15 protein-coding genes are annotated in these 18,758 nt (G+C 62.9%); 1 reads left to right on the top strand and 14 read right to left on the bottom strand.

The features are described 5' to 3' along the window. Positions 1-83: 83 nt before the first annotated feature. Entirely contained in the window at positions 84-1,337 is a 1,254-nt protein-coding gene (gene glyA, locus J0F90_RS18480; RefSeq protein WP_004941389.1) for a serine hydroxymethyltransferase, read from the bottom strand. A gap of 357 nt (positions 1,338-1,694) precedes the next feature. Here glyA and hmpA point away from each other — a divergent pair, with 357 nt between their 5' ends. Next, positions 1,695-2,885, top strand: a complete 1,191-nt coding sequence (hmpA, locus tag J0F90_RS18485) for an NO-inducible flavohemoprotein (protein ID WP_033639612.1) — start codon at positions 1,695-1,697, stop codon at positions 2,883-2,885. A 37-nt stretch (positions 2,886-2,922) separates the two neighbouring features. Here the strand turns inward: hmpA and J0F90_RS18490 are convergent, their stop codons facing one another. The 13 genes from J0F90_RS18490 to qseG form a co-directional block, all read right to left on the bottom strand. Further along, on the bottom strand, positions 2,923-4,107 hold the full coding sequence (locus J0F90_RS18490; RefSeq protein ID WP_033639611.1) for a c-type cytochrome: 1,185 nt from the start codon (positions 4,105-4,107) through the stop codon (positions 2,923-2,925). Continuing rightward, positions 4,104-6,014 (bottom strand): NAD(P)-binding protein, encoded by a 1,911-nt coding sequence (locus J0F90_RS18495; protein WP_033639610.1) that lies wholly within the window; start codon positions 6,012-6,014, stop codon positions 4,104-4,106. The genes J0F90_RS18490 and J0F90_RS18495 overlap by 4 nt, the downstream gene beginning before the upstream one ends. Before the next feature lie 85 nt (positions 6,015-6,099). Further along, the gene (gene patD / locus J0F90_RS18500) at positions 6,100-7,524 is read right to left on the bottom strand and encodes an aminobutyraldehyde dehydrogenase (protein WP_033639609.1); all 1,425 of its coding nucleotides are present in this window, start codon (positions 7,522-7,524) and stop codon (positions 6,100-6,102) included. Positions 7,525-7,559: 35 nt separating this feature from the next. Beyond that, a complete protein-coding gene (locus J0F90_RS18505) occupies positions 7,560-8,366 on the bottom strand; it encodes an ABC transporter permease (protein WP_004941378.1) in 807 nt (268 codons plus the stop codon). Then, entirely contained in the window at positions 8,356-9,300 is a 945-nt protein-coding gene (locus J0F90_RS18510) for an ABC transporter permease (RefSeq protein WP_016929775.1), read from the bottom strand. Before J0F90_RS18510 ends, J0F90_RS18505 begins: the two co-directional genes overlap by 11 nt. Position 9,301: 1 nt before the next feature. Further along, complete coding sequence (locus tag J0F90_RS18515) at positions 9,302-10,330, bottom strand: ABC transporter ATP-binding protein (protein ID WP_015378790.1); 1,029 nt, start codon at positions 10,328-10,330, stop codon at positions 9,302-9,304. 53 nt (positions 10,331-10,383) lie between these two features. Then, positions 10,384-11,538, bottom strand: a complete 1,155-nt coding sequence (gene ydcS / locus J0F90_RS18520; protein ID WP_033639608.1) for a putative ABC transporter substrate-binding protein YdcS — start codon at positions 11,536-11,538, stop codon at positions 10,384-10,386. A 73-nt stretch (positions 11,539-11,611) separates the two neighbouring features. After that, positions 11,612-13,075 carry a gamma-aminobutyraldehyde dehydrogenase gene (locus J0F90_RS18525; protein ID WP_033639607.1) on the bottom strand — a complete coding sequence of 488 codons (1,464 nt, stop codon included), beginning with the start codon at positions 13,073-13,075 and terminating at the stop codon, positions 11,612-11,614. A gap of 115 nt (positions 13,076-13,190) precedes the next feature. Continuing rightward, positions 13,191-14,114, bottom strand: coding sequence for a LysR substrate-binding domain-containing protein (locus J0F90_RS18530; RefSeq protein WP_015378793.1), 924 nt, complete (start codon positions 14,112-14,114; stop codon positions 13,191-13,193). A gap of 331 nt (positions 14,115-14,445) precedes the next feature. Next, a complete protein-coding gene (gene glnB / locus J0F90_RS18535) occupies positions 14,446-14,784 on the bottom strand; it encodes a nitrogen regulatory protein P-II (protein ID WP_004847623.1) in 339 nt (112 codons plus the stop codon). An 11-nt stretch (positions 14,785-14,795) separates the two neighbouring features. Then, complete coding sequence (locus J0F90_RS18540; protein ID WP_004941363.1) at positions 14,796-16,418, bottom strand: NAD+ synthase; 1,623 nt, start codon at positions 16,416-16,418, stop codon at positions 14,796-14,798. A 130-nt stretch (positions 16,419-16,548) separates the two neighbouring features. Continuing rightward, positions 16,549-17,889: a two-component system response regulator GlrR gene (glrR, locus tag J0F90_RS18545; protein ID WP_004941361.1), complete on the bottom strand. Its 1,341-nt coding sequence runs from the start codon at positions 17,887-17,889 to the stop codon at positions 16,549-16,551. After that, positions 17,886-18,758 carry a two-component system QseEF-associated lipoprotein QseG gene (qseG, locus tag J0F90_RS18550; protein WP_050072195.1) on the bottom strand — a complete coding sequence of 291 codons (873 nt, stop codon included), beginning with the start codon at positions 18,756-18,758 and terminating at the stop codon, positions 17,886-17,888. Before qseG ends, glrR begins: the two co-directional genes overlap by 4 nt.

Below are 18,758 nucleotides of genomic sequence, written 5' to 3' on the forward strand. Positions count from 1 at the left end.
TTAGAGTGCCAGGCAGCTCACAGTTTGCCGCAAGCGGCCATAAAAAAACCCGCCGTAGCGGGTTTTGTCAGGCGAAAGCGGGATTAGGCGTAAACCGGCAGGCGGGCGCAGATATCCAGCACTTTCTTCTTGGTGCGTTCGATGGTGGCTTCATCGTTGATGTTGTCCAGCACATCACAGATCCAACCGGCCAGTTCGCGCACGTCGGCTTCTTTGAAGCCGCGACGGGTGACGGCCGGGGTGCCGATACGCACGCCGGAGGTGACGAACGGGCTCTTCGGATCGTTCGGCACGCTGTTTTTGTTGACGGTGATGTTGGCGCGGCCCAGGGCGGCGTCAGCTTCTTTACCGGTCAGGTTTTTGTCGACCAGATCCAGCAGGAACAGGTGGTTATGGGTGCCGCCGGAGACCACTTTGTAGCCGCGCTGCAGGAACACTTCCACCATCGCCTTGGCGTTGACCGCCACTTGCTGCTGGTAAACCTTGAACTCAGGCTCCATCGCTTCTTTCAGCGCCACCGCCTTGCCGGCGATCACGTGCATCAGCGGGCCGCCCTGGCCGCCAGGGAACACGGCGGAGTTCAGCTTCTTGTACAGCTCTTCATCGCCGCCCTTCGCCAGGATCAGGCCGCCGCGCGGGCCCGCCAGGGTTTTGTGGGTGGTGGTGGTGACGATGTGCGCGTGCGGCACCGGGTTCGGGTACACGCCGGCGGCGATCAGGCCGGCCACGTGCGCCATGTCGACGAACAGGTAAGCGCCGATGCTGTCGGCGATTTCGCGCATTTTGGCCCAGTCAACCACGCCAGAGTAGGCGGAGAAGCCGCCGATGATCATTTTCGGCTTGTGGGTTTGCGCCTGTTTGGCCAGATCGTCATAGTCGATTTGACCTTTGTCGTCGATACCGTAAGGCACCACGTTATACAGTTTGCCGGACAGGTTAACCGGGGAACCGTGGGTCAGGTGGCCGCCGTGCGCCAGGTTCATGCCCAGAATGGTGTCGCCCGGCTGCAGCAGCGCGGTGTAAACGGCGAAGTTAGCCTGGGAGCCGGAGTGCGGCTGCACGTTGGCGTAATCGGCGCCGAACAATTCTTTGGCGCGGTCGATAGCCAACTGCTCAACGATATCCACGTATTCGCAGCCGCCGTAGTAACGCTTGCCCGGATAGCCTTCAGCGTATTTGTTGGTCAGCTGGGAACCCTGAGCCTGCATTACGCGCGGGCTGGTGTAGTTCTCAGACGCGATCAGCTCGATGTGCTCTTCCTGACGCACCACTTCCTGCTCCATGGCACGCCACAGTTCCGCATCGTAATCGGCAATGTTCATTTCACGCTTTAACATCCGGCATCTCCTGACTTAAATCAGCTAACTAAAAAATCACCAAATAACTACCCGTTTGGGTTCTGGGCCACAGTGTAAACCGTTTCGCCCCACCGAAGATAGGTCTTGACAGAGGTTTTTACGCAAACGATTGGCATAAGGCGGCGCAAGGCTTTGATCCGCGAAACGCTCCCGTTTATCAACGGACATTTCCTCATGCGAACAATGCGCTTTTTTCATGTTCTGTGAGCGCGATCGACGCCCGAAGAACACCGCAACGAAAACAAGGGTATTTACAAGCGGCGCGGAACCCAATAAGATGCATTTAAAATACATCATTACAATTTTCGTCAAGATCCCAACCCAAGGAGCGCCCCCATGCTGGATAGCCAAACCATCGCCACCGTGAAATCCACCATTCCCCTGCTGGCAGCAACCGGGCCGAAGCTGACCGCCCACTTTTACGATCGCATGTTCGCCCACAACCCGGAATTGAAAGACATTTTCAATATGAGCAATCAGCGCAACGGCGATCAGCGTCAGGCGCTGTTCGACGCCATCTGCGCCTATGCCGCCAACATCGAGAACCTGGCGGCGCTGCTGCCGGCGGTGGAGCGCATCGCGCAGAAGCACACCAGCTTCAATATCCAGCCGGAGCAGTACCAAATCGTCGGCGGTCACCTGCTGGCGACGCTGGACGAAATGTTCAGCCCGGGCCAGGAAGTCTTGGACGCCTGGGGCAAAGCCTACGGCGTGCTGGCCAACGTATTTATCCAGCGTGAAGAGCAGATTTATCAGCAAAGCGAAACCGACAACGGCGGCTGGCGCGATCTGCGCGCATTCCGCATCCTGAAGAAACAGCCGCAGAGCGACGTGATCTGCAGCTTCGTGCTGGCGCCGGTGGACGGCGGCCGGGTGGCGGACTTCAAACCGGGGCAATACCTGGCGGTTTACATCAAGCACGACAGCCTGGAGCATCAGGAAATTCGCCAGTACTCGCTGACCACCTCGCCGAACGGCGAGTTCTACCGCATCGCGGTGAAGCGTGAAGATCAGGGTAAAGTGTCCAACTACCTGCACCAGCAGGCGCAGGAAGGCGACGTGATCTACATCGCCCCGCCGCACGGCGACTTCTTCTTCGACGTGACGCCGACTACGCCGGTGGCGCTGATCTCCGCCGGCGTCGGCCAAACCCCAATGCTCGGCATGCTCAACACCCTGCACGACAGCCAACATCAGGCGCAGGTCCACTGGCTGCACGCGGCGGAAAACGGCAGCGTGCACGCCTTTGCCGATGAAGTGGCGGATATTGCCGGGCGCATGCCGAATCTGAGTCGCCATGTGTGGTACCGCGAGCCGGGTGCCGATGACGTGGAAGGCCGCGACTACCACAGCCGCGGATTGATGGATTTGAGCGCGCTGCAAGGCAGCCTGGCCGATCCGCAGATGCACTATTACTTCTGCGGCCCGGTGGCCTTCATGCAGTTCGTGGGCAAACAGCTGCTGGAGATGGGGGTAGAGGCCGAGCGCATCCACTACGAATGCTTCGGCCCGCATAAAGTGCTGTAATGCGTGCGGAGCGCGGCCGTCAAGCCGCGCTCCCTCTTCATTTCGCCTGCAGTTGGCGCGCGTCCTGGACCTGCAGCGCCGTCACCGGCGCCGCCTGGTTGCCCCAGCTTCCCCGCAGATAGCTCATCAGATCCGCCGCTTGACGATCGTTCAACGCCCAGCCGTAGGCCGGCATGTCGAACGCCATCGCCTGCTGCGTGATCGGCGTATGCGCCCCTTCCAGCACCACCCGCAGCGCGGTCAGCGGATTGTCCGCCGTTACCGTGGCGTTGCCCGCCAGCGCCGGAATGGCGAAGTCGGTGCCTTCACCTTTATTGCCGTGGCAGGTCGAGCAGTACATCGCATAGGTCGCCTTGCCGCCCGAATTATCCGCCTGCACGGCAGGCGCAGCGGCTTTGGCGGCGGTGTCCGGCGCCAGGCTGCGCAGGTACACCGCGATGGCGTTCAGATCGCCGTCGCTGAGGTACTGCGTGCTGTGGGTCACCACCTCGCTCATCGGCCCGGCGACCGCCGCATGGCGGCTGCGGCCGGTCTTCAGCAGCGCCGTCACCTCTTCCGGCGGCAGCCCGCGCAGATTGGAGGCGTACCAGCCGTCCAGCTCGGCGCCGCTCAGGAACACCGGTTCCTTGCCGTCCAGCCCCTTCTCCTGCATCGCCCAGCCGCGCGGCGTATGGCAGCTGCCGCAGTGGCCCGCGCCCTGCACCAGATAAGCGCCGCGGTTCCACTCGGCGCTTTGCTGCGGATCCGCCTGATACGGCTGGTCGTCGTGGAACAGCTGGTTCCACACCGCCAGCGGCCAACGCATCGACAGCGGCCAGCTGATGTCGCTGTCCCGGTTGGCGACGTTCTGCGCCGGCACCTCATTCATCAGATAGTCATACAGCGCGCGCATGTCTTCCGCGCTCATTTTGGCGTACGAGGTGTACGGCATCGCCGGGTAGAGCCGGTGGCCGTCTTTGGCCACCCCCTGACGCATGGCGCGATCGAACTCCTCGAACGAATAGGCGCCGATGCCGTGCAGCTTGTCCGGCGTGATGTTGGTGGCGTAGATAGCCCCGAGCGGCGTCGGAAACTTCATGCCGCCCGCCAATTCTGCGCCGCCCGGCGCGGTATGGCAGGCGGTGCAGTCACCGGCTTTGGCGACGTATTCACCGGCCGACATCGCCTGGGCCGAGCCGCCGGCGGCCAACAGGCTCAACAGGTACAGCGAGCGCAGACTCATGCTCCCTCCTTGGCGGCAATCTTGCCGTAGGCCAGTTCATTCACCGCACGCCACGCCTGATCGATCGCCGAGTTAGCGTACGGGCTCCAGTCGGCATCGGAGTTGGCGATAGCGATCTTGCCGATCGGCTGCCGCGCCGTTTCGATGATTTTCTTGGCTTCGTCTTCGTCATCAAACAGCCCGTTAAGGAAGTAGGAGTAACCGTGTGACCAGCGGTTGACAGTGATCGCCTGAATGTCGCGCTGATGATCGAAACCGGCCTCGCCCAGCATGCCCTGCAGCTGTTCGCGGATCATCTGTTCGTGCACTTCGAACGGCGTGCCCAGCAGCAGCGCGCGCCCTTTGCGCGACTGTTCGCGCGTGCTGAGGCCGCTGCCCGGCAGCGTCGGCACATACACCATATGCAGGCCGATCGGCCGATCCGGATCGCGCGGGTGCTGATAGCCGCCCATGCTCACCGGATAGTCCAGCTTCACGCGGCTGTACGGCGCGGCCGGCGAATAGACCTCGTGCACGCCCAGCTTGATGAACGGCTGCCAGTTGCGGATCACCACCTTGCTGTACACCAGCGGCGCCTTGACGTTCTGCTTCAGCGCCTCCTGCTGCTCGTGCGCCATCTCCGGCACCAGATACGGGATCATCATGTTGTAGCCGGCCATCACCACCTGTCCGGCGCGCACTTTGGTCATCTTCTCGCCGGTCATGTAGGTGACTTCCACCTTGTCGCCGACGTTGGCCGCGTGCAGCCCGGTGCTGTTCAAACGCAGCTTCACCGGCGATTCCGGCCGATCGAGCTGGCTGTAGTCGAATTTGGCCAGCACCACATCGTTCATGTCCTTGCCGGCCGGCGCCACCGCCGGGATCAGTTGGCGCACCATCAGGCGCGCCAGCGTGGCGTTGCCGTCCGGGAAGTGGAACACGTAAGGATCGTCGAGATCCGCCTGCGACTCTTCGTCCAGCGGCGGCAGATTCATGCCGTTCAGGCCCGGCAGATCGCAAATGCGCGCATCGCTGCACGACGTGCCGTCGATGCCCACCGCCTGAAAATCGTTGGTGGTCTGCTGGAAATAACGGATCGCCAGTTCGCTCAGGCCCACCTTCTCGCGCAGGAACTGGGTGTAGCTGTGGCTGTCGAGCCAGTCGACCTTCTGCTCCAGCGTCATCTCCGGCAGATAGTCTTTCTCCACCGTGTGCAGCGCGATCAGCGCCTGGCGATCGCTTTCCGGCAGCGGGAAATCGCCGATGAACGCTTCATAAGAGCGGCCATTGAGGCGATCGCGCGGAATGTCGTCCGCCACCGTGCGGCCCGGATCGCCGCTCACCACCTTGTCGACGCCGAAGTTCTTGCGATCGAAGTAAACCCCGCGGCTCAAATTCAAATCCGGGTAGAAGGTGGTGTCGAAAGCCTGCTCCAGTTGATCGATATCGACGCCGAGCTTGCGCAGCAGCCCCATCGCCACCGGGCTGAAGTTGGAGCGCGGCGACTGCAGCGATTCGCTGCCGCCGTAGCCGAGCAGCATGCCGTCGTCGCTGTTGAACTCGTTGCGCTTGGCGTGGCCGCCGAAGTCGTCGTGGTTGTCGATCAAAAGAATGCGCTGCCGCTCGCCTTTCAGCTGCTGCCAGAAACAGGCGGCCGCCAGCCCGCTGATGCCGGCGCCCACCACCACCAGATCGAACTCTTCAACGGCGGGCACGCTGCCGAAATCAAAGGTTTTGCCGTCGCGCCCCAGCTGGTGCGCATGCTCGAACGAGCCCGGATGATTGCCCCGCAGCCCGGTCAGCGCCGGCGGATAGTACAGGGTTTGATTGGCGGTTTGCGGCGACGCGCGCAAGATTTGCAGCGGCGTCAACCCGGCGGCGATGGTGATCGCCACTCCGTTGAGAAAATCTCGTCTGGTGATACCCATATAGGCTTCCTTTCAATTTTTATTATCATCAGCCGGCCGGAGCCGGCTCGAAGGCCGCGCTATTGTGCGGATAATTACTGTAAAATCAATGTTTGAACATGACATGACGAATAGCCGTGTAATCCTCCAGCCCGTACATCGACATATCCTTGCCGTAGCCGGACAATTTCTGGCCGCCGTGCGGCATTTCGCTCACCAGCATGAAGTGGGTGTTCACCCAGGTGCAGCCGTATTGCAGGCGGGCGCTTAAGCGATGCGCGCGGCCCACGTCGCGGGTCCACACGGACGACGCCAGGCCGTAGTTGGATTCGTTCGCCCAGGCCAGCACCTGCTCTTCGTCGTCGAACGGCGTCACCGTCACCACCGGGCCGAACACTTCGCGCTGCACGATCTCATCGTCCTGGCGCGCGCCGGCCAACAGCGTCGGCTGGAAGTAATAGCCCGGCCCTTTCACCTTCTCGCCGCCGGTCACCACCTGCACGTGCGGCAACGCTTTGGCGCGCTCGACAAAACCGGCCACCCGCTCCAGATGCTGGGCGGTAATCAACGGCCCCAGCTCGGTGCTCTCGTCGTCCGGCGCGCCGATCTTCAGGCTGGCCACCGCCTCGCCCAACCGCTTGACCAGCTCGGGATAAATGTTTTTCTGCGCGTAGATGCGGCAGGCGGCGGTGCAATCCTGCCCGGCGTTGTAGAAACCGAAGCCGCGAATGCCGTCCACCACCTGCTGCAGATCGGCGTCGTCGAACACCAGCACCGGCGCCTTGCCGCCCAGCTCCATATGGGTGCGCTTAATGCCGGCGGCGGTGTGGGCGATAATGTGCTCACCGGTGGCGATCGACCCGGTCAGCGACACCATGCGCACCTTGTCATGCCCGGTCAGCCGATCGCCAACGCTGGCGCCGCGCCCGAACAGCACGTTGAGCACGCCCGGCGGGAACAGCCCGGCGGCCAATTCGGCCAGTTTGAAGGTGGTCAGCGGCGTCTGCTCCGACGGCTTGATCACCACGCAGTTGCCCGCCGCCAGCGCCGGCGCCAGTTTCCAGGCCGCCATCATCAGCGGGTAGTTCCACGGGGCGATCGAAGCCACCACGCCGAGCGGATCGCGGCGGATCATCGAGGTATGCCCGGCCAGATACTCGCCGGCCGCCATGCCGGTCAGGCAGCGGCTGGCCCCGGCGAAGAAGCGAAACACGTCGGCCACCGCCGGCAGTTCGTCATTCAATACGCAGTGATAAGGCTTGCCGCAGTTGAGCGACTCCAGCCTGGCGAAGGTCTCGGCATGCTCGTCGATCAGATCCGCCAGCTTGAGCAGATGCTCGGCGCGCTCCTTCGGCGTGGTTTGCCCCCAGGCGGCGAACGCGGCGTCCGCCGCCAGCACCGCGCGATCGACCTGCTCCGGGCTGGCCTCCGCCACCTGCGCGATCACTTCGCCGGTCGCCGGGTTATACACCGGCTGGGTCGCGCCCTGGCCGTTCACCAGTTGGCCGTCAATCAACAGTTGGCTTTGCATAGGGTTATCCTTTTATCAGAGGTCGGGTAAGGAAATTATTTGCCGCTGCCGGCGACGCTTTCCCCACCTTTGGTCAGGTAGTAAGCGCCGAGGATCGGCAGCATGGTCAACAGCATCACCGACAGCGCCACCACGTTGGTGATTGGCACGTCGCGCGGGCGGCCGAGCTGGTTCAGCAGCCACAGCGGCAGCGTGCGCTCGTGGCCGGCGGTAAAGGTGGTCACGATGATTTCATCGAACGACAGCGCAAACGCCAGCATGCCGCCGGCCAGCAGCGCCGAGCCGAGGTTCGGCAGGATCACATAGCGGAAGGTTTGCCAGCCGTCGGCGCCGAGATCCATCGACGCTTCGATCAGGCTGTACGAGGTACGGCGGAATCGGGCGATGACGTTGTTGAACACGATCACCACGCAGAACGTCGCATGGCCGACGACGATGGTCAGGATGCCCGGCTCGATGTTCAGCGCCTTGAACGCCGCCAGCAGCGCCAGGCCGGTGACGATCCCCGGCAGCGCGATCGGCAGCAGCAACAGCAGCGAAATGCTGTCTTTGCCGAAGAAATCGCGCCGATACAGCGCCGCCGCCGCCAGGGTGCCGAGCACCAGCGCGATGGCGGTCGCCAGGCAGGCGATCTGCGCCGACAGCAGCACCGCATCGAGGATGTCCTGCCGTCCGGCGGCGACGTTAAACCAGTGCAGCGTGAAGCCCTTCGGCGGGAAGCTGAAGGCCGCGTCCTCGGTGTTGAAGGCGTAGATGGCGATGATCGCCAACGGGAAATGCAGGAAGACAAGTCCGCCCCAGGCGGCCAGCTTCAGCCCTAAGGGCGCGCGTTCAGAGTGCATCGAAAGCCCCCAGACGTTTGACGATGGAAAGGTAGATGGCGATCAGGACGATCGGCACCAGCGTAAAGGCCGCGGCCATCGGCATATTGCCGATCGCGCCCTGCTGGGCGTAGACCATGCTGCCGATGAAATAGCCCGGCGGCCCCACCAGCTGCGGCACGATAAAGTCGCCCAGCGTCAGTGAGAAGGTGAAGATCGATCCGGCGGCGATGCCCGGCACCGCCAGCGGCAAAATGACATGGCGGAAGGTCTGCGCCGGCCGGGCGCCCAGATCCGCCGAGGCGTGCAGCAGCGAGGGCGGCAGGCGCTCCAGCGCCGCCTGGATCGGCAGGATCATGAACGGCAGCCAGATATAGACGAACACCAGAAAACGCCCCAGCCCCGAGGTCGACAGCGTGTTGCCGCCGACGCCGGGCACCGTCAACAGCGACGCCAACAACGGCTCCAGCCCCAGGTGCTGCAGGAACCACTGCGCCACGCCGTCTTTCGCCAGCAGCAAAGTCCAGGCATAGGCTTTAACGATATAGCTGGCCCACATCGGCATCATCACCGCGATGTAAAAGAACGCCTTGACGCGGCCGCTGGTGTAGCGCGCCATGTAATAGGCGATCGGGAACGCCAGCGCCGCGCTGGCCAGCGACACCAGCACCGCCATGGTCAACGTGCGCAGGATGATGTCGTAGTTGGCCGGGTTGAACAACGCCGCCAGGTTGGCGAAGGTCAGATCCGGCGTCACCGCCATGGTGAAATCGTCGAAGGTGTAAAACCCTTGCCACAGCAGCGTCAGCAGCGAACCGAGGTAGACCGCGCCGAACCACAGCAGCGGCGGCACCAGCAGTAACAGCAGATACAGCGTCGGCCGGCGATAGAGCCAGGTCGACAGCGCGCGCACGGTACCGCCGCGCGCCGGGGGGGAATCGATGCTCATGTCCATCTCACCTCTCCTCCAGCAGCGGCACCATCGCCGCGCGCGGCCAGCAGGCGACGATCGGCTGGCCGATCTGCCGCTGTTGCCCTTCGGCGATCCACTGCGGATTGGCCTGGCTGACCAGCAGCTTTTCGCCGCCGTTCAGCGCGATTTCATAGCGCGTGGCCGCGCCCTGGTAATGGATTTCCTGCAGCGTGCCCTGCACCTGGATCTCGTCCTGCGCCGCGCCGCCTTGCTCCAGCAGGCGGATATGTTCCGGCCGGATCGAGAAGGTTCGGCTTTCGCCGAGCAGGCGCTGCGCCAGCTCGCTGCGCACCACGTTGGAGGTGCCGACGAACTCGGCGACGAACGGCGTCTTCGGCCGCATGTAAAGCTCGCGCGGCGTATCCACCTGTTCGATGCGGCCGTTATTGAACACCGCCACCCGATCGGACATCGACAGCGCTTCGCTTTGATCGTGGGTGACGAAGATAAAGGTGATGCCCAGCTGGCGCTGCAGCTTCTTCAGCTCGCCCTGCATCTGCTCGCGCAGCTTGAGATCCAGCGCGCCGAGCGGTTCGTCCAGCAGCAGCACCCGCGGCCGATTGACCAGCGCGCGCGCCAGCGCCACGCGCTGCCGCTGGCCGCCCGACAGGTGCGCCGGCTTGCGTTCGGCGACGAAACCGAGCGCCACGCTCTCCAGCGCCTCTTGCGCCCGCGCCAGCCGCTCGCGTTTGGCGACCCCCTTCACCATCAGGCCGTAGGCGACGTTTTCCAGCACCGACATGTGCGGAAACAGCGCGTAATCCTGAAACACGGTGTTCACGTCGCGCTGGTACGGCGGCAGGTTGGCGGCTTCCTGGCCGTGGATGCGAATCGAGCCGGAAGTGAGCTGTTCAAAGCCGGCGATCAGGCGCAGGCAGGTGGTTTTGCCCGAGCCGGACGGCCCGAGCATGGAGAAGAATTCCCCGTCCTGAATGTCGATGGATACCCGATCCACGGCGCGAACATCGCCGAAAGTCCGCGAAACATCGATGAATTGCACGGCAATGGTCATTTTCTGTGCTCCATTCTGATGTAATTCGGGCGCAGCGGGCTGCGCCCCGCGGCTTAGCGGCCGCCCATGATGGCGATGTAATCCTGGGTCCAGCGGCTATATGGCACAAACTTGCCGCCCTGCGCCTGCGGCGTTTTCCAGAAGGCGATTTTATCGAACTGGTTAAAGCCGTTGGTTTCGCAGCCCTTCTCACCCAGCAGCGCGCTGGCCTTACAGCCCGCCGGCGAAGCCGGCACCGACCCGAACCAGGCCGCCACATCACCCTGCACCTTCGGCTCCAGCGACCAGTTCATCCACTGGTAGGCGCAGCTCGGGTGTTTGGCGTCGCTGTGCAACATGGTGGTATCCGCCCAGCCGGTCACGCCCTCTTTCGGGAACACGGTGGCGATCGGCTGCCCCTCGCCCTTCAGGGCGTTGGCCTGATACGGCCAGGCGCTGGAGGCCACCACGCCTTCGTTTTTAAAGTCGCTCATCTGCACCGAGGTGTCGTGCCAGTAGCGGTGGATCAGCGCGTGCTGGCTGCGCAGCAGCTTCAGCGCCGCCTGATACTGCTCTTCGTTGAGCTGGTAAGGATCGCTGATGCCGAGCTGCGGCTGGGTGGCTTTCAGGAACAACGCCGCGTCGGCGATGTAGATCGGGCCGTCGTAAGCCTGCACCCGCCCCTGGTTGCTCTTGCCGTCCGGCAGGTTCTGCTGCTGGAAGATCACCGCCCAGCTGTCCGGCGGCGTCGGGAAGGTTTTGGTGTTGTACATCAGCAGGTTCGGCCCCCACTGGTACGGCGTGCCGTAGGTTTTGCCGTCCACGGTGTACCAGGCGCCGTTCAACAGGCGCGGATCGATGTTCTTCCAGTTCGGGATCAGCGCGGTGTTGATCGGCTGCACCCGCTTGCCGAAGATCAGGCGCAGCGAGGCGTCGCCGGAGGCGGTCACCAGATCGTAGCCGCCCTTGGCCATCAGGCTGACCATTTCATCGGAGGTGGCGGCGGTCTTCACGTTCACCGCACAGCCGGTTTGCTTCTCAAACTGGGTGACCCAGTCGTAGTTTTTGTCGGACTGGCCGCGTTCGATGTAGCCGGGCCAGGCGATGATATCCAGCCGGCCTTCGCCTTTGCCCAGCGACTGCGGCAGATCGGCCGCCTGGGCCAGGCCGCACAGCACGGTGAGACAGAGCGCGGAGACGGTGGTGGTGACTGCGGTAGTTTTTCCCATCGTAATTACCCCTGTGTTGCTTATCGGTATGCGGCAGGGAACGGCTGCCGCCTGATTTTTCTTGATATAACCGTTAGAAGCCGGCTTTGAACTTCGCCATTACGTGCCTGACAACGCTGTAATCCTGCAGCGAATCGCTGGACAGATCCTTGCCGTAGCCGGAGCGTTTCAGGCCGCCGTGCGGCATTTCGCTCGCCAAGGTGAAATGGGTGTTGATCCAGGTGCTGCCGTACTGCAGATGAGCGGCGATGTGCAGCGCCCGATCGATATTTTGCGTCCACACCGACGAGGCCAGGCCGTATTCCGAGTCGTTGGCCCACGCGACCGCCTGCTCCAGGTGTTCGAAGCGCGTGACGCTGACCACCGGGCCAAACACCTCACGCTGCACGATCTCGTCGCTTTGCAGGCAACCCGCCAGCAGGGTCGGCTGGTAGTAGAACCCCGGCCCGGAGTGCGCCGCGGCGCCGGTGATCAATTCGATATGCGGTTGGCTGAGCGCCCGCTCGACAAAGCTGGCGACGCGATCGCGCTGGCGGGCACTGATCAGCGGGCCGATCTCGTTGTCCTGATCGCGCTTGCGGGCGAAGCGCAGGCTGGCGACCGCCTCGCCCAGCGCGTCCACCAGTTTGGGATAGATGCCGGCCTGCGCGTAGATGCGGCAGGCGGCGGTGCAGTCCTGGCCGGCGTTGTAATAGCCGTAGGTGCGAATGCCGTTGACCACCTCGTCGAGATCGGCGTCGTCGCAGACGATCACCGGCGCTTTGCCCCCCAGCTCCAGATGAGTGCGCTTGACGCTTTTGGCCGCCGCCTGGAGAATTTTTTGCCCGGTGACGATATCGCCGGTGACCGACACCAGCCGCACCTGCGGGTGCCCCACCAGCTGGCTGCCGACCCCTTCCCCGCCGCCGTAGACAATATTCAGCACGCCCGGCGGCAGGATCTCCTGCAGCGCCGGCACCAGCGCCAAAATGGTCAGCGGCGTGTGCTCGGACGGTTTGAACACCACGGTATTGCCCGCCGCCAACGCCGGCGCAATCTTCCACGCCGCCATCATCAGCGGATAGTTCCAGGGAGCGATCGAGGCCACCACGCCGATCGGATCGCGGCGGATCATCGAGGTGTGGCCCGGCACATACTCACCGGCCAGTTGCCCTTGCTGCGTACGCACCGCGCCGGCGAAGAAGCGGAACACGTCGACCGCCGCCGGCAGATCGTCATTGAGCGCCTGATGCAGCGGCTTGCCGCAGTTGAGGGCTTCCAGCTGCGCCAACTGCGGCGCCTGCCGCTCGATGGCGTCGGCGATGCGCAGCAACAGCGTGGCGCGCTGGGCCGGCGTAGTGCGCGACCAATGGCCAAACGCCTGCTGCGCGGCTTTCACCGCGCTGCCGACCTGCGCCGCAGAGGCTTCGGTAAGGGCGATCAGCGTCTCGCCGTTGGCCGGATTGACGATGCATTCCTGCTGGCCTTCGCCGTCGATAAGCTGACCGTTAATGAACTGCTGACAGGACAAACCTGAGAGAACCTGCACATCCGCCATCGCCTGACGCCCCTAAGTGACAAAAACGTTAACCAAATGTGAATAAGTTAGTTTTAATCAGCCTAAGCGAGCCTCTGGCGGGCAACAAATTCTAAATACTGAACGACGCGTTCGATTAAATCGAATGCTTAAGCCCGGCGGCGTGTTTGCTGCCGTTCTCACGCGCGATGGTGAGGAACGGCGTCACCAGCTCCGGCCGCGCGCTACCGCGCCGCCATGCCAACCCGATATCCAGCGGCTCCAGCAAATCGTCCAGCTTGCGCGCCTCGATCATGTTGCCCTCCAGCGACCAGGCGCGGTACGCCATGTCCGGTTGGATGGAGACGCCCATCCCCGCCGCCACCAGGCTGCGCACCGCCTCGGTCGAGGCGGTCTTCATGGCGATCTCCGGCTTCAGCCCGGCGCGCGCCCAGATGCGCCGCGCGTGCACGTCCATTTCATCGGCGTTGAGCTGGATCAGCGGCTGTTTGGCCACGTCCGCCAGGCTGATGCTCTCGTGCTCCAGCAGCGGGTGCAGCGGCGGCAGCCACAGACGATACGGCGAGTGCATCAGCACCTCGGTCTGCAACGCGTCGCGGTCTTCGATATTCGACAAGATCAGCACGCCGATATCGATCTCGCCGCTGACCAGCAGATGCTCGATGTACGGACGTTCGTCTTCAACCACCTGCACGGTGACGTTGGGATAAGCCGATTTAAAGCGCGTGAGCAACTCCACCAGGAAATAACCGGCCACCAGGCTGGTGACGCCGATAGTCAGCTTGCCGGTCAGGCTTTCGGTACCGATCTGCAGGCTGCGCTTGGCGTTGTCCACCGTCGCCAGGATCAGATACGACTGGCGCAAAAATTGGTGCCCCTGATGGGTCAGCGTCATGCCCTTGGCGTGGCGATCGAACAGCCGCACGCCGATCTCGGTTTCCAGCTGCTGGATAGCGAGCGTCAGCGAAGACTGGGAGACAAACACCGCCTGGGCGCCGGCGGAGATCGACCCGGTTTCCGCCACGGCGATGAAGTGGCGGATTTGGCGTAACGTCATCATCCCCATCGCCTTTCAAGCCGCTGCGTTGTTGTCTGCGTGCGCTTACCCCAGTCACTTACTTGAGTAAGCTCCTGGGGATGCACGCCCTTGCCGCCTAGCCGCAACTTGAAATTCATTGGGGATCACCTCAATCAAGATAGTTAGATTGATTGTAGATCCCGCGAGAAAAGCGATCGGGAAAAGTGTCAAAAACGCGATAGCGTTCGCTTTTTTAGAATGCCTACGGACAAAAAGGGGGAAACGGCGAGGCTAAGAAGTGCGATGTGCGGGGGGACAAAAATGACAAGGGCGCAGCACGCTGCGCCCTGATGGCCGATAATCCTGCGGAGGATCAGATCGCTTCTTCGTCCTGCTCGCCGGTACGGATGCGCACCACGCGCGCCACGTCGAAGACGAAGATTTTGCCGTCGCCGATCTTGCCGGTCTGCGCCGTCTGCATGATGGTTTCCACGCAGGTGTCGACGATGTCGTCGGCAACCACAATCTCGATCTTCACCTTAGGCAGAAAGTCGACCATGTATTCGGCGCCGCGGTACAGCTCGGTGTGGCCCTTCTGGCGGCCGAAGCCTTTCACTTCGGTGACCGTCATGCCGGTGATGCCCACTTCGGCCAGCGCTTCGCGGACGTCATCCAGTTTGAACGGCTTGATAATCGCGTCGATCTTTTTCATCTTCTTTCCTTTTACCAATTTTTGCGGCCAAAACCGGATGTGATGGGGTAGCGGCGGTCTTTGCCGAAGTTACGGGCGGTGATGCGCGGCCCGACGGCGGCCTGACGCCGCTTGTATTCGTTGATGTCCACCAGGCGGATCACCTTGCGCACGATCGCTTCGTCGAACCCTTCGGCCACCAGATCGGCGACCGACTTGTCGCGCTCAACGTAGCCTTCCAGGATCGCATCCAGGATATCGTACGGCGGCAGGCTGTCCTGATCGACCTGATCCGGCGCCAGCTCGGCGGACGGCGGACGATCGATCACCCGCTGCGGGATCACGTAGGAGACGGTGTTACGGTATTCGGACAGCTTGAACACCAGCGTTTTCGGCACGTCTTTCAACACGTCGAAACCGCCGGCCATATCGCCGTACAGCGTGGCGTAACCGACCGCCATTTCGCTCTTGTTGCCGGTGGTCAGCACGATGCTGCGGCGTTTGTTGGACAGCGCCATCAGCACCACCCCGCGGCAACGCGCCTGCAGGTTTTCTTCGGTGGTGTCGCGCTCGGTGCCGGCGAACATCGGCGACAGCTGGCCCATAAAGGCGTCGAACATCGGTTCGATGGAGACGATATCGAACTCCACGCCGAGGATTTCCGCCTCTTCCTTGGCGTCGGCGATGCTGATATCCGCGGTGTAGCGGAATGGCATCATCAGCGCCTGCACCTTGTCTTTGCCCAACGCATCCACGGCGATCGCCAGCGTCAGCGCCGAGTCGATGCCGCCGGACAGCCCCAGCACCGCGCCTTTAAAGCCGTTTTTGGTCACGTAGTCGCGCACCGCCAGCACCAGCGCCTGATACACCTGCGCCAGCTGCGGCAATTCGGCGGCCGGATCGGCCATCGGCACCACATCCAGCTCGTTGAATTCCAGACGAGTCACCTGCTCGTCGAAGGCCGCCAGACGGTGGGTCATGGTGCCGGCGGCATCGAATACCTTGGAGCAGCCGTCGAAGATCAGCTCATCCTGGCCGCCGACCTGATTGAGGTACACCAGCGGCAGCTGGGTGCGCTGGCAGTGGCCGGCCATCAGCGTTTTACGGATATACGGTTTTTCGCGGTTATACGGCGAGGCATTGATCGACAGGATAATCTCCGCGCCGGCCGCCTTGGCGGCGTCGATCGGCTCAGGGAACCACAGATCTTCGCAAATCAGCAGCCCCAGACGGTAGCCTTTCAACTCCACCACGCAGGTGTCGTTGCCGGCGTGGAAATAGCGCTTCTCATCGAACACGCCGTAGTTCGGCAGCTGCTGCTTGAAGTAGCGGGTCAACAGGCGGCCTTCGGCGAACAGCGACAGCGCGTTATACAGCTTGTCGCCTTCGCGCCACGGGTGGCCGACCAGGATCGCCGTCTCGGCGGAAGCCTGCTGCAGGCGCAGCAGCTGCGCATCACAGCGCTCATAGAAATCATTGCGATACAGCAGATCTTCCGGCGGGTAGCCGGACAGCGCCAGTTCGCTGAACATGACCAGATCGGCTCCCGCCTTCTGCTGCTCCTGCACGATTTGCAACATGCGTTCGGTGTTGCCTTCAATGTCGCCGACCAGCAGGTTCAGCTGGGCCAGGGCGATGGAAAGTGATCTGCTCATTTGTGTACGATCCCGCTTAATACGTTCCATGGTGCTCTACGCCGGGGCGCGCCGCGGCAAAGAGAACGGAGTGTAAATCATTCCGCCGGATTTGTTGAGAACCTGCGTGGCAGGCGCCGGCGGGAAACTGTCATTCTTTAAAATCGTTGGCGTCCAGCTCGTGGCGCGACAGCAATTTGTAAAACTCGGTGCGGTTGCGTCCCGCCATGCGCGCGGCCTGGGTCACGTTGCCCTTGGTGATCTGCAGCAGTTTGCGCAGATAGTGCAACTCAAACTGGTTGCGCGCTTCGGCGAAAGTCGGCAGCGCGGTGTTTTCCCCTTCCAGCGCCTGCTCAACCAACGCTTCGCTAATCACCGGCGCCGAAGTCAGCGCCACGCACTGCTCGATGACGTTGACCAGCTGACGCACGTTGCCCGGCCAACTGGCGGTCATCAGCCGCTTCATGGCGTCGGTCGAGAAGCTGCGCACGAACGGCTTGTGCCGCTGCGCCGCTTCGCGCAACAGGTGATTGGCCAGCAGCGGGATATCTTCGGCGCGCTCGTTGAGCGCCGGGATCTTCAGGTTCACCACGTTGAGGCGGTAGTAGAGATCCTCGCGAAACTCGTTCTTCGCCATCGCCTTTTGCAGATCGCGGTGGGTGGCGGAGATGATGCGCACGTCAATGTCCAGATCGCGATTGCTGCCGAGCGGCCGCACCTTGCGTTCCTGCAGCACGCGCAGCAGCTTCACCTGCAGCGACAGCGGCATATCGCCGATCTCGTCGAGGAACAGCGTGCCGCCCGCCGCCGCCTGGAACAGCCCTTCGCGGCTGCTGACCGCGCCGGTGAAGGCGCCCTTGGCATGGCCGAACAGTTCGGACTCCAGCAGTTGCTCCGGCAGCGCGCCGCAGTTGATGGCGATGAACGCCTTGCTGGCGCGCGGGCTGGCCGCGTGGATCGCCTGCGCCACCACCTCTTTACCGGTGCCGCTCTGGCCGTTGATCAACACGCTGACGTCTGACTGCGCCACCATTTTCACCTGCTCCAGCAGGCGCAGCATCAACGGGCTGCGGGTGACGATGTCTTCCCGCCAGGCATCGTCGCCGGCCGGGCTGGCCGACAGCGCGAGCGCCTCGTCGATGGCCTTGTACAGCGCATCGCGATCCACCGGTTTGGTGAGAAAGCTGAACACCCCCTGCTGGGTGGCGGCCACCGCATCGGGAATCGAACCGTGCGCGGTGAGAATGATCACCGGCATGCCCGGCTGATGTTTTTGGATCTCGGCGAACAGCGCCATGCCGTCCATCTCATCCATGCGCAGATCGCTGATCACCAGATCGATCTGCTCGCGCGCCAGCAGGCGCAGCGCTTCCTGGCCGCTTTCGGCGGTGGTGACGTGAAAACCTTCGCTGGTCAGGCGCATGCCCAGCAGCTTCAGCAAGCTGGGATCGTCGTCAACCAATAACAGGTTGGCCGGTTTGCGTGCGGTCATTGCGCGTGGGACTCCTTATTGGCGGGGTGCGGCGTATAGGTGTCTTCCGGTTCAACCGGCAGCGCAGTGCCCTTTTCCGGTTCGTCCTGCGGCTCAGCCCCTTTGGCGGCCGCGCCGTTTTTACCGGCGGCGTCGCCCTTTTGCGAGCCCGCGCCGTTGTCCGGTATTTCCCCTTGCAACTGCTTGCGCGATGAGAGCTGGCGCTCGATGTCGGTCAGGTTTTCCAGCTTGCGCGAGGTGTCCTGCAGCTGCGATTGCAAGCGCGCCTGGCTCTGGCGCAGCGAATCGATCTGGCTGTCGCTGCTCTCCTGCAGATGCTGATAACGCGCTTTCTCATCGAACAGCGTGATCTGCAGCATCTGCTGCTGGCGCCACAGCTGCGTCAGTGGACGCAGCGAACCGGGAAACTCCATCCGGTAGCTGTTGATCCTGTCGATCATCTGGCGGCGTTCGCCGGAGGTCGGCTGTGCGCTCCCCAGCAGGATGCTCTGTTTGAAAACGCCGGACCAGCTGTCGCCAGGCACCGTTTTCGCCAGCGCGCGCGCCTGGGTTGAGCCGATGCGATCGGCGCAGTCCATCGCGCGCAGCCAGTAGAGCGCGTTATCCAGCGCATCCTTGTCGTCCAACTGCCACAGGGTATCGCAAGCCGCGGTGCGGTAATCGATCACCTTGGTATCCGGGATCGCCTCTTGCTGCTGAGCGCTCAGGCCGCCGCTGACGGCGCGATCGACGCAGCCCGCCAGCAACAGCGGCATAAAGAAAACGGCGCCCAACCAGCTGATCGGGCGTTTGCCGAGCGGCGCTCTGTGCGTGGCACGCGGTGAACGTTCGGTCTGTGAAAGACGAAGGCGCTTAGACCATGTGTACAT

This window comes from Serratia marcescens subsp. marcescens ATCC 13880 (genome assembly GCF_017299535.1).
Classification (GTDB): Bacteria; Pseudomonadota; Gammaproteobacteria; order Enterobacterales; family Enterobacteriaceae; genus Serratia; species Serratia marcescens.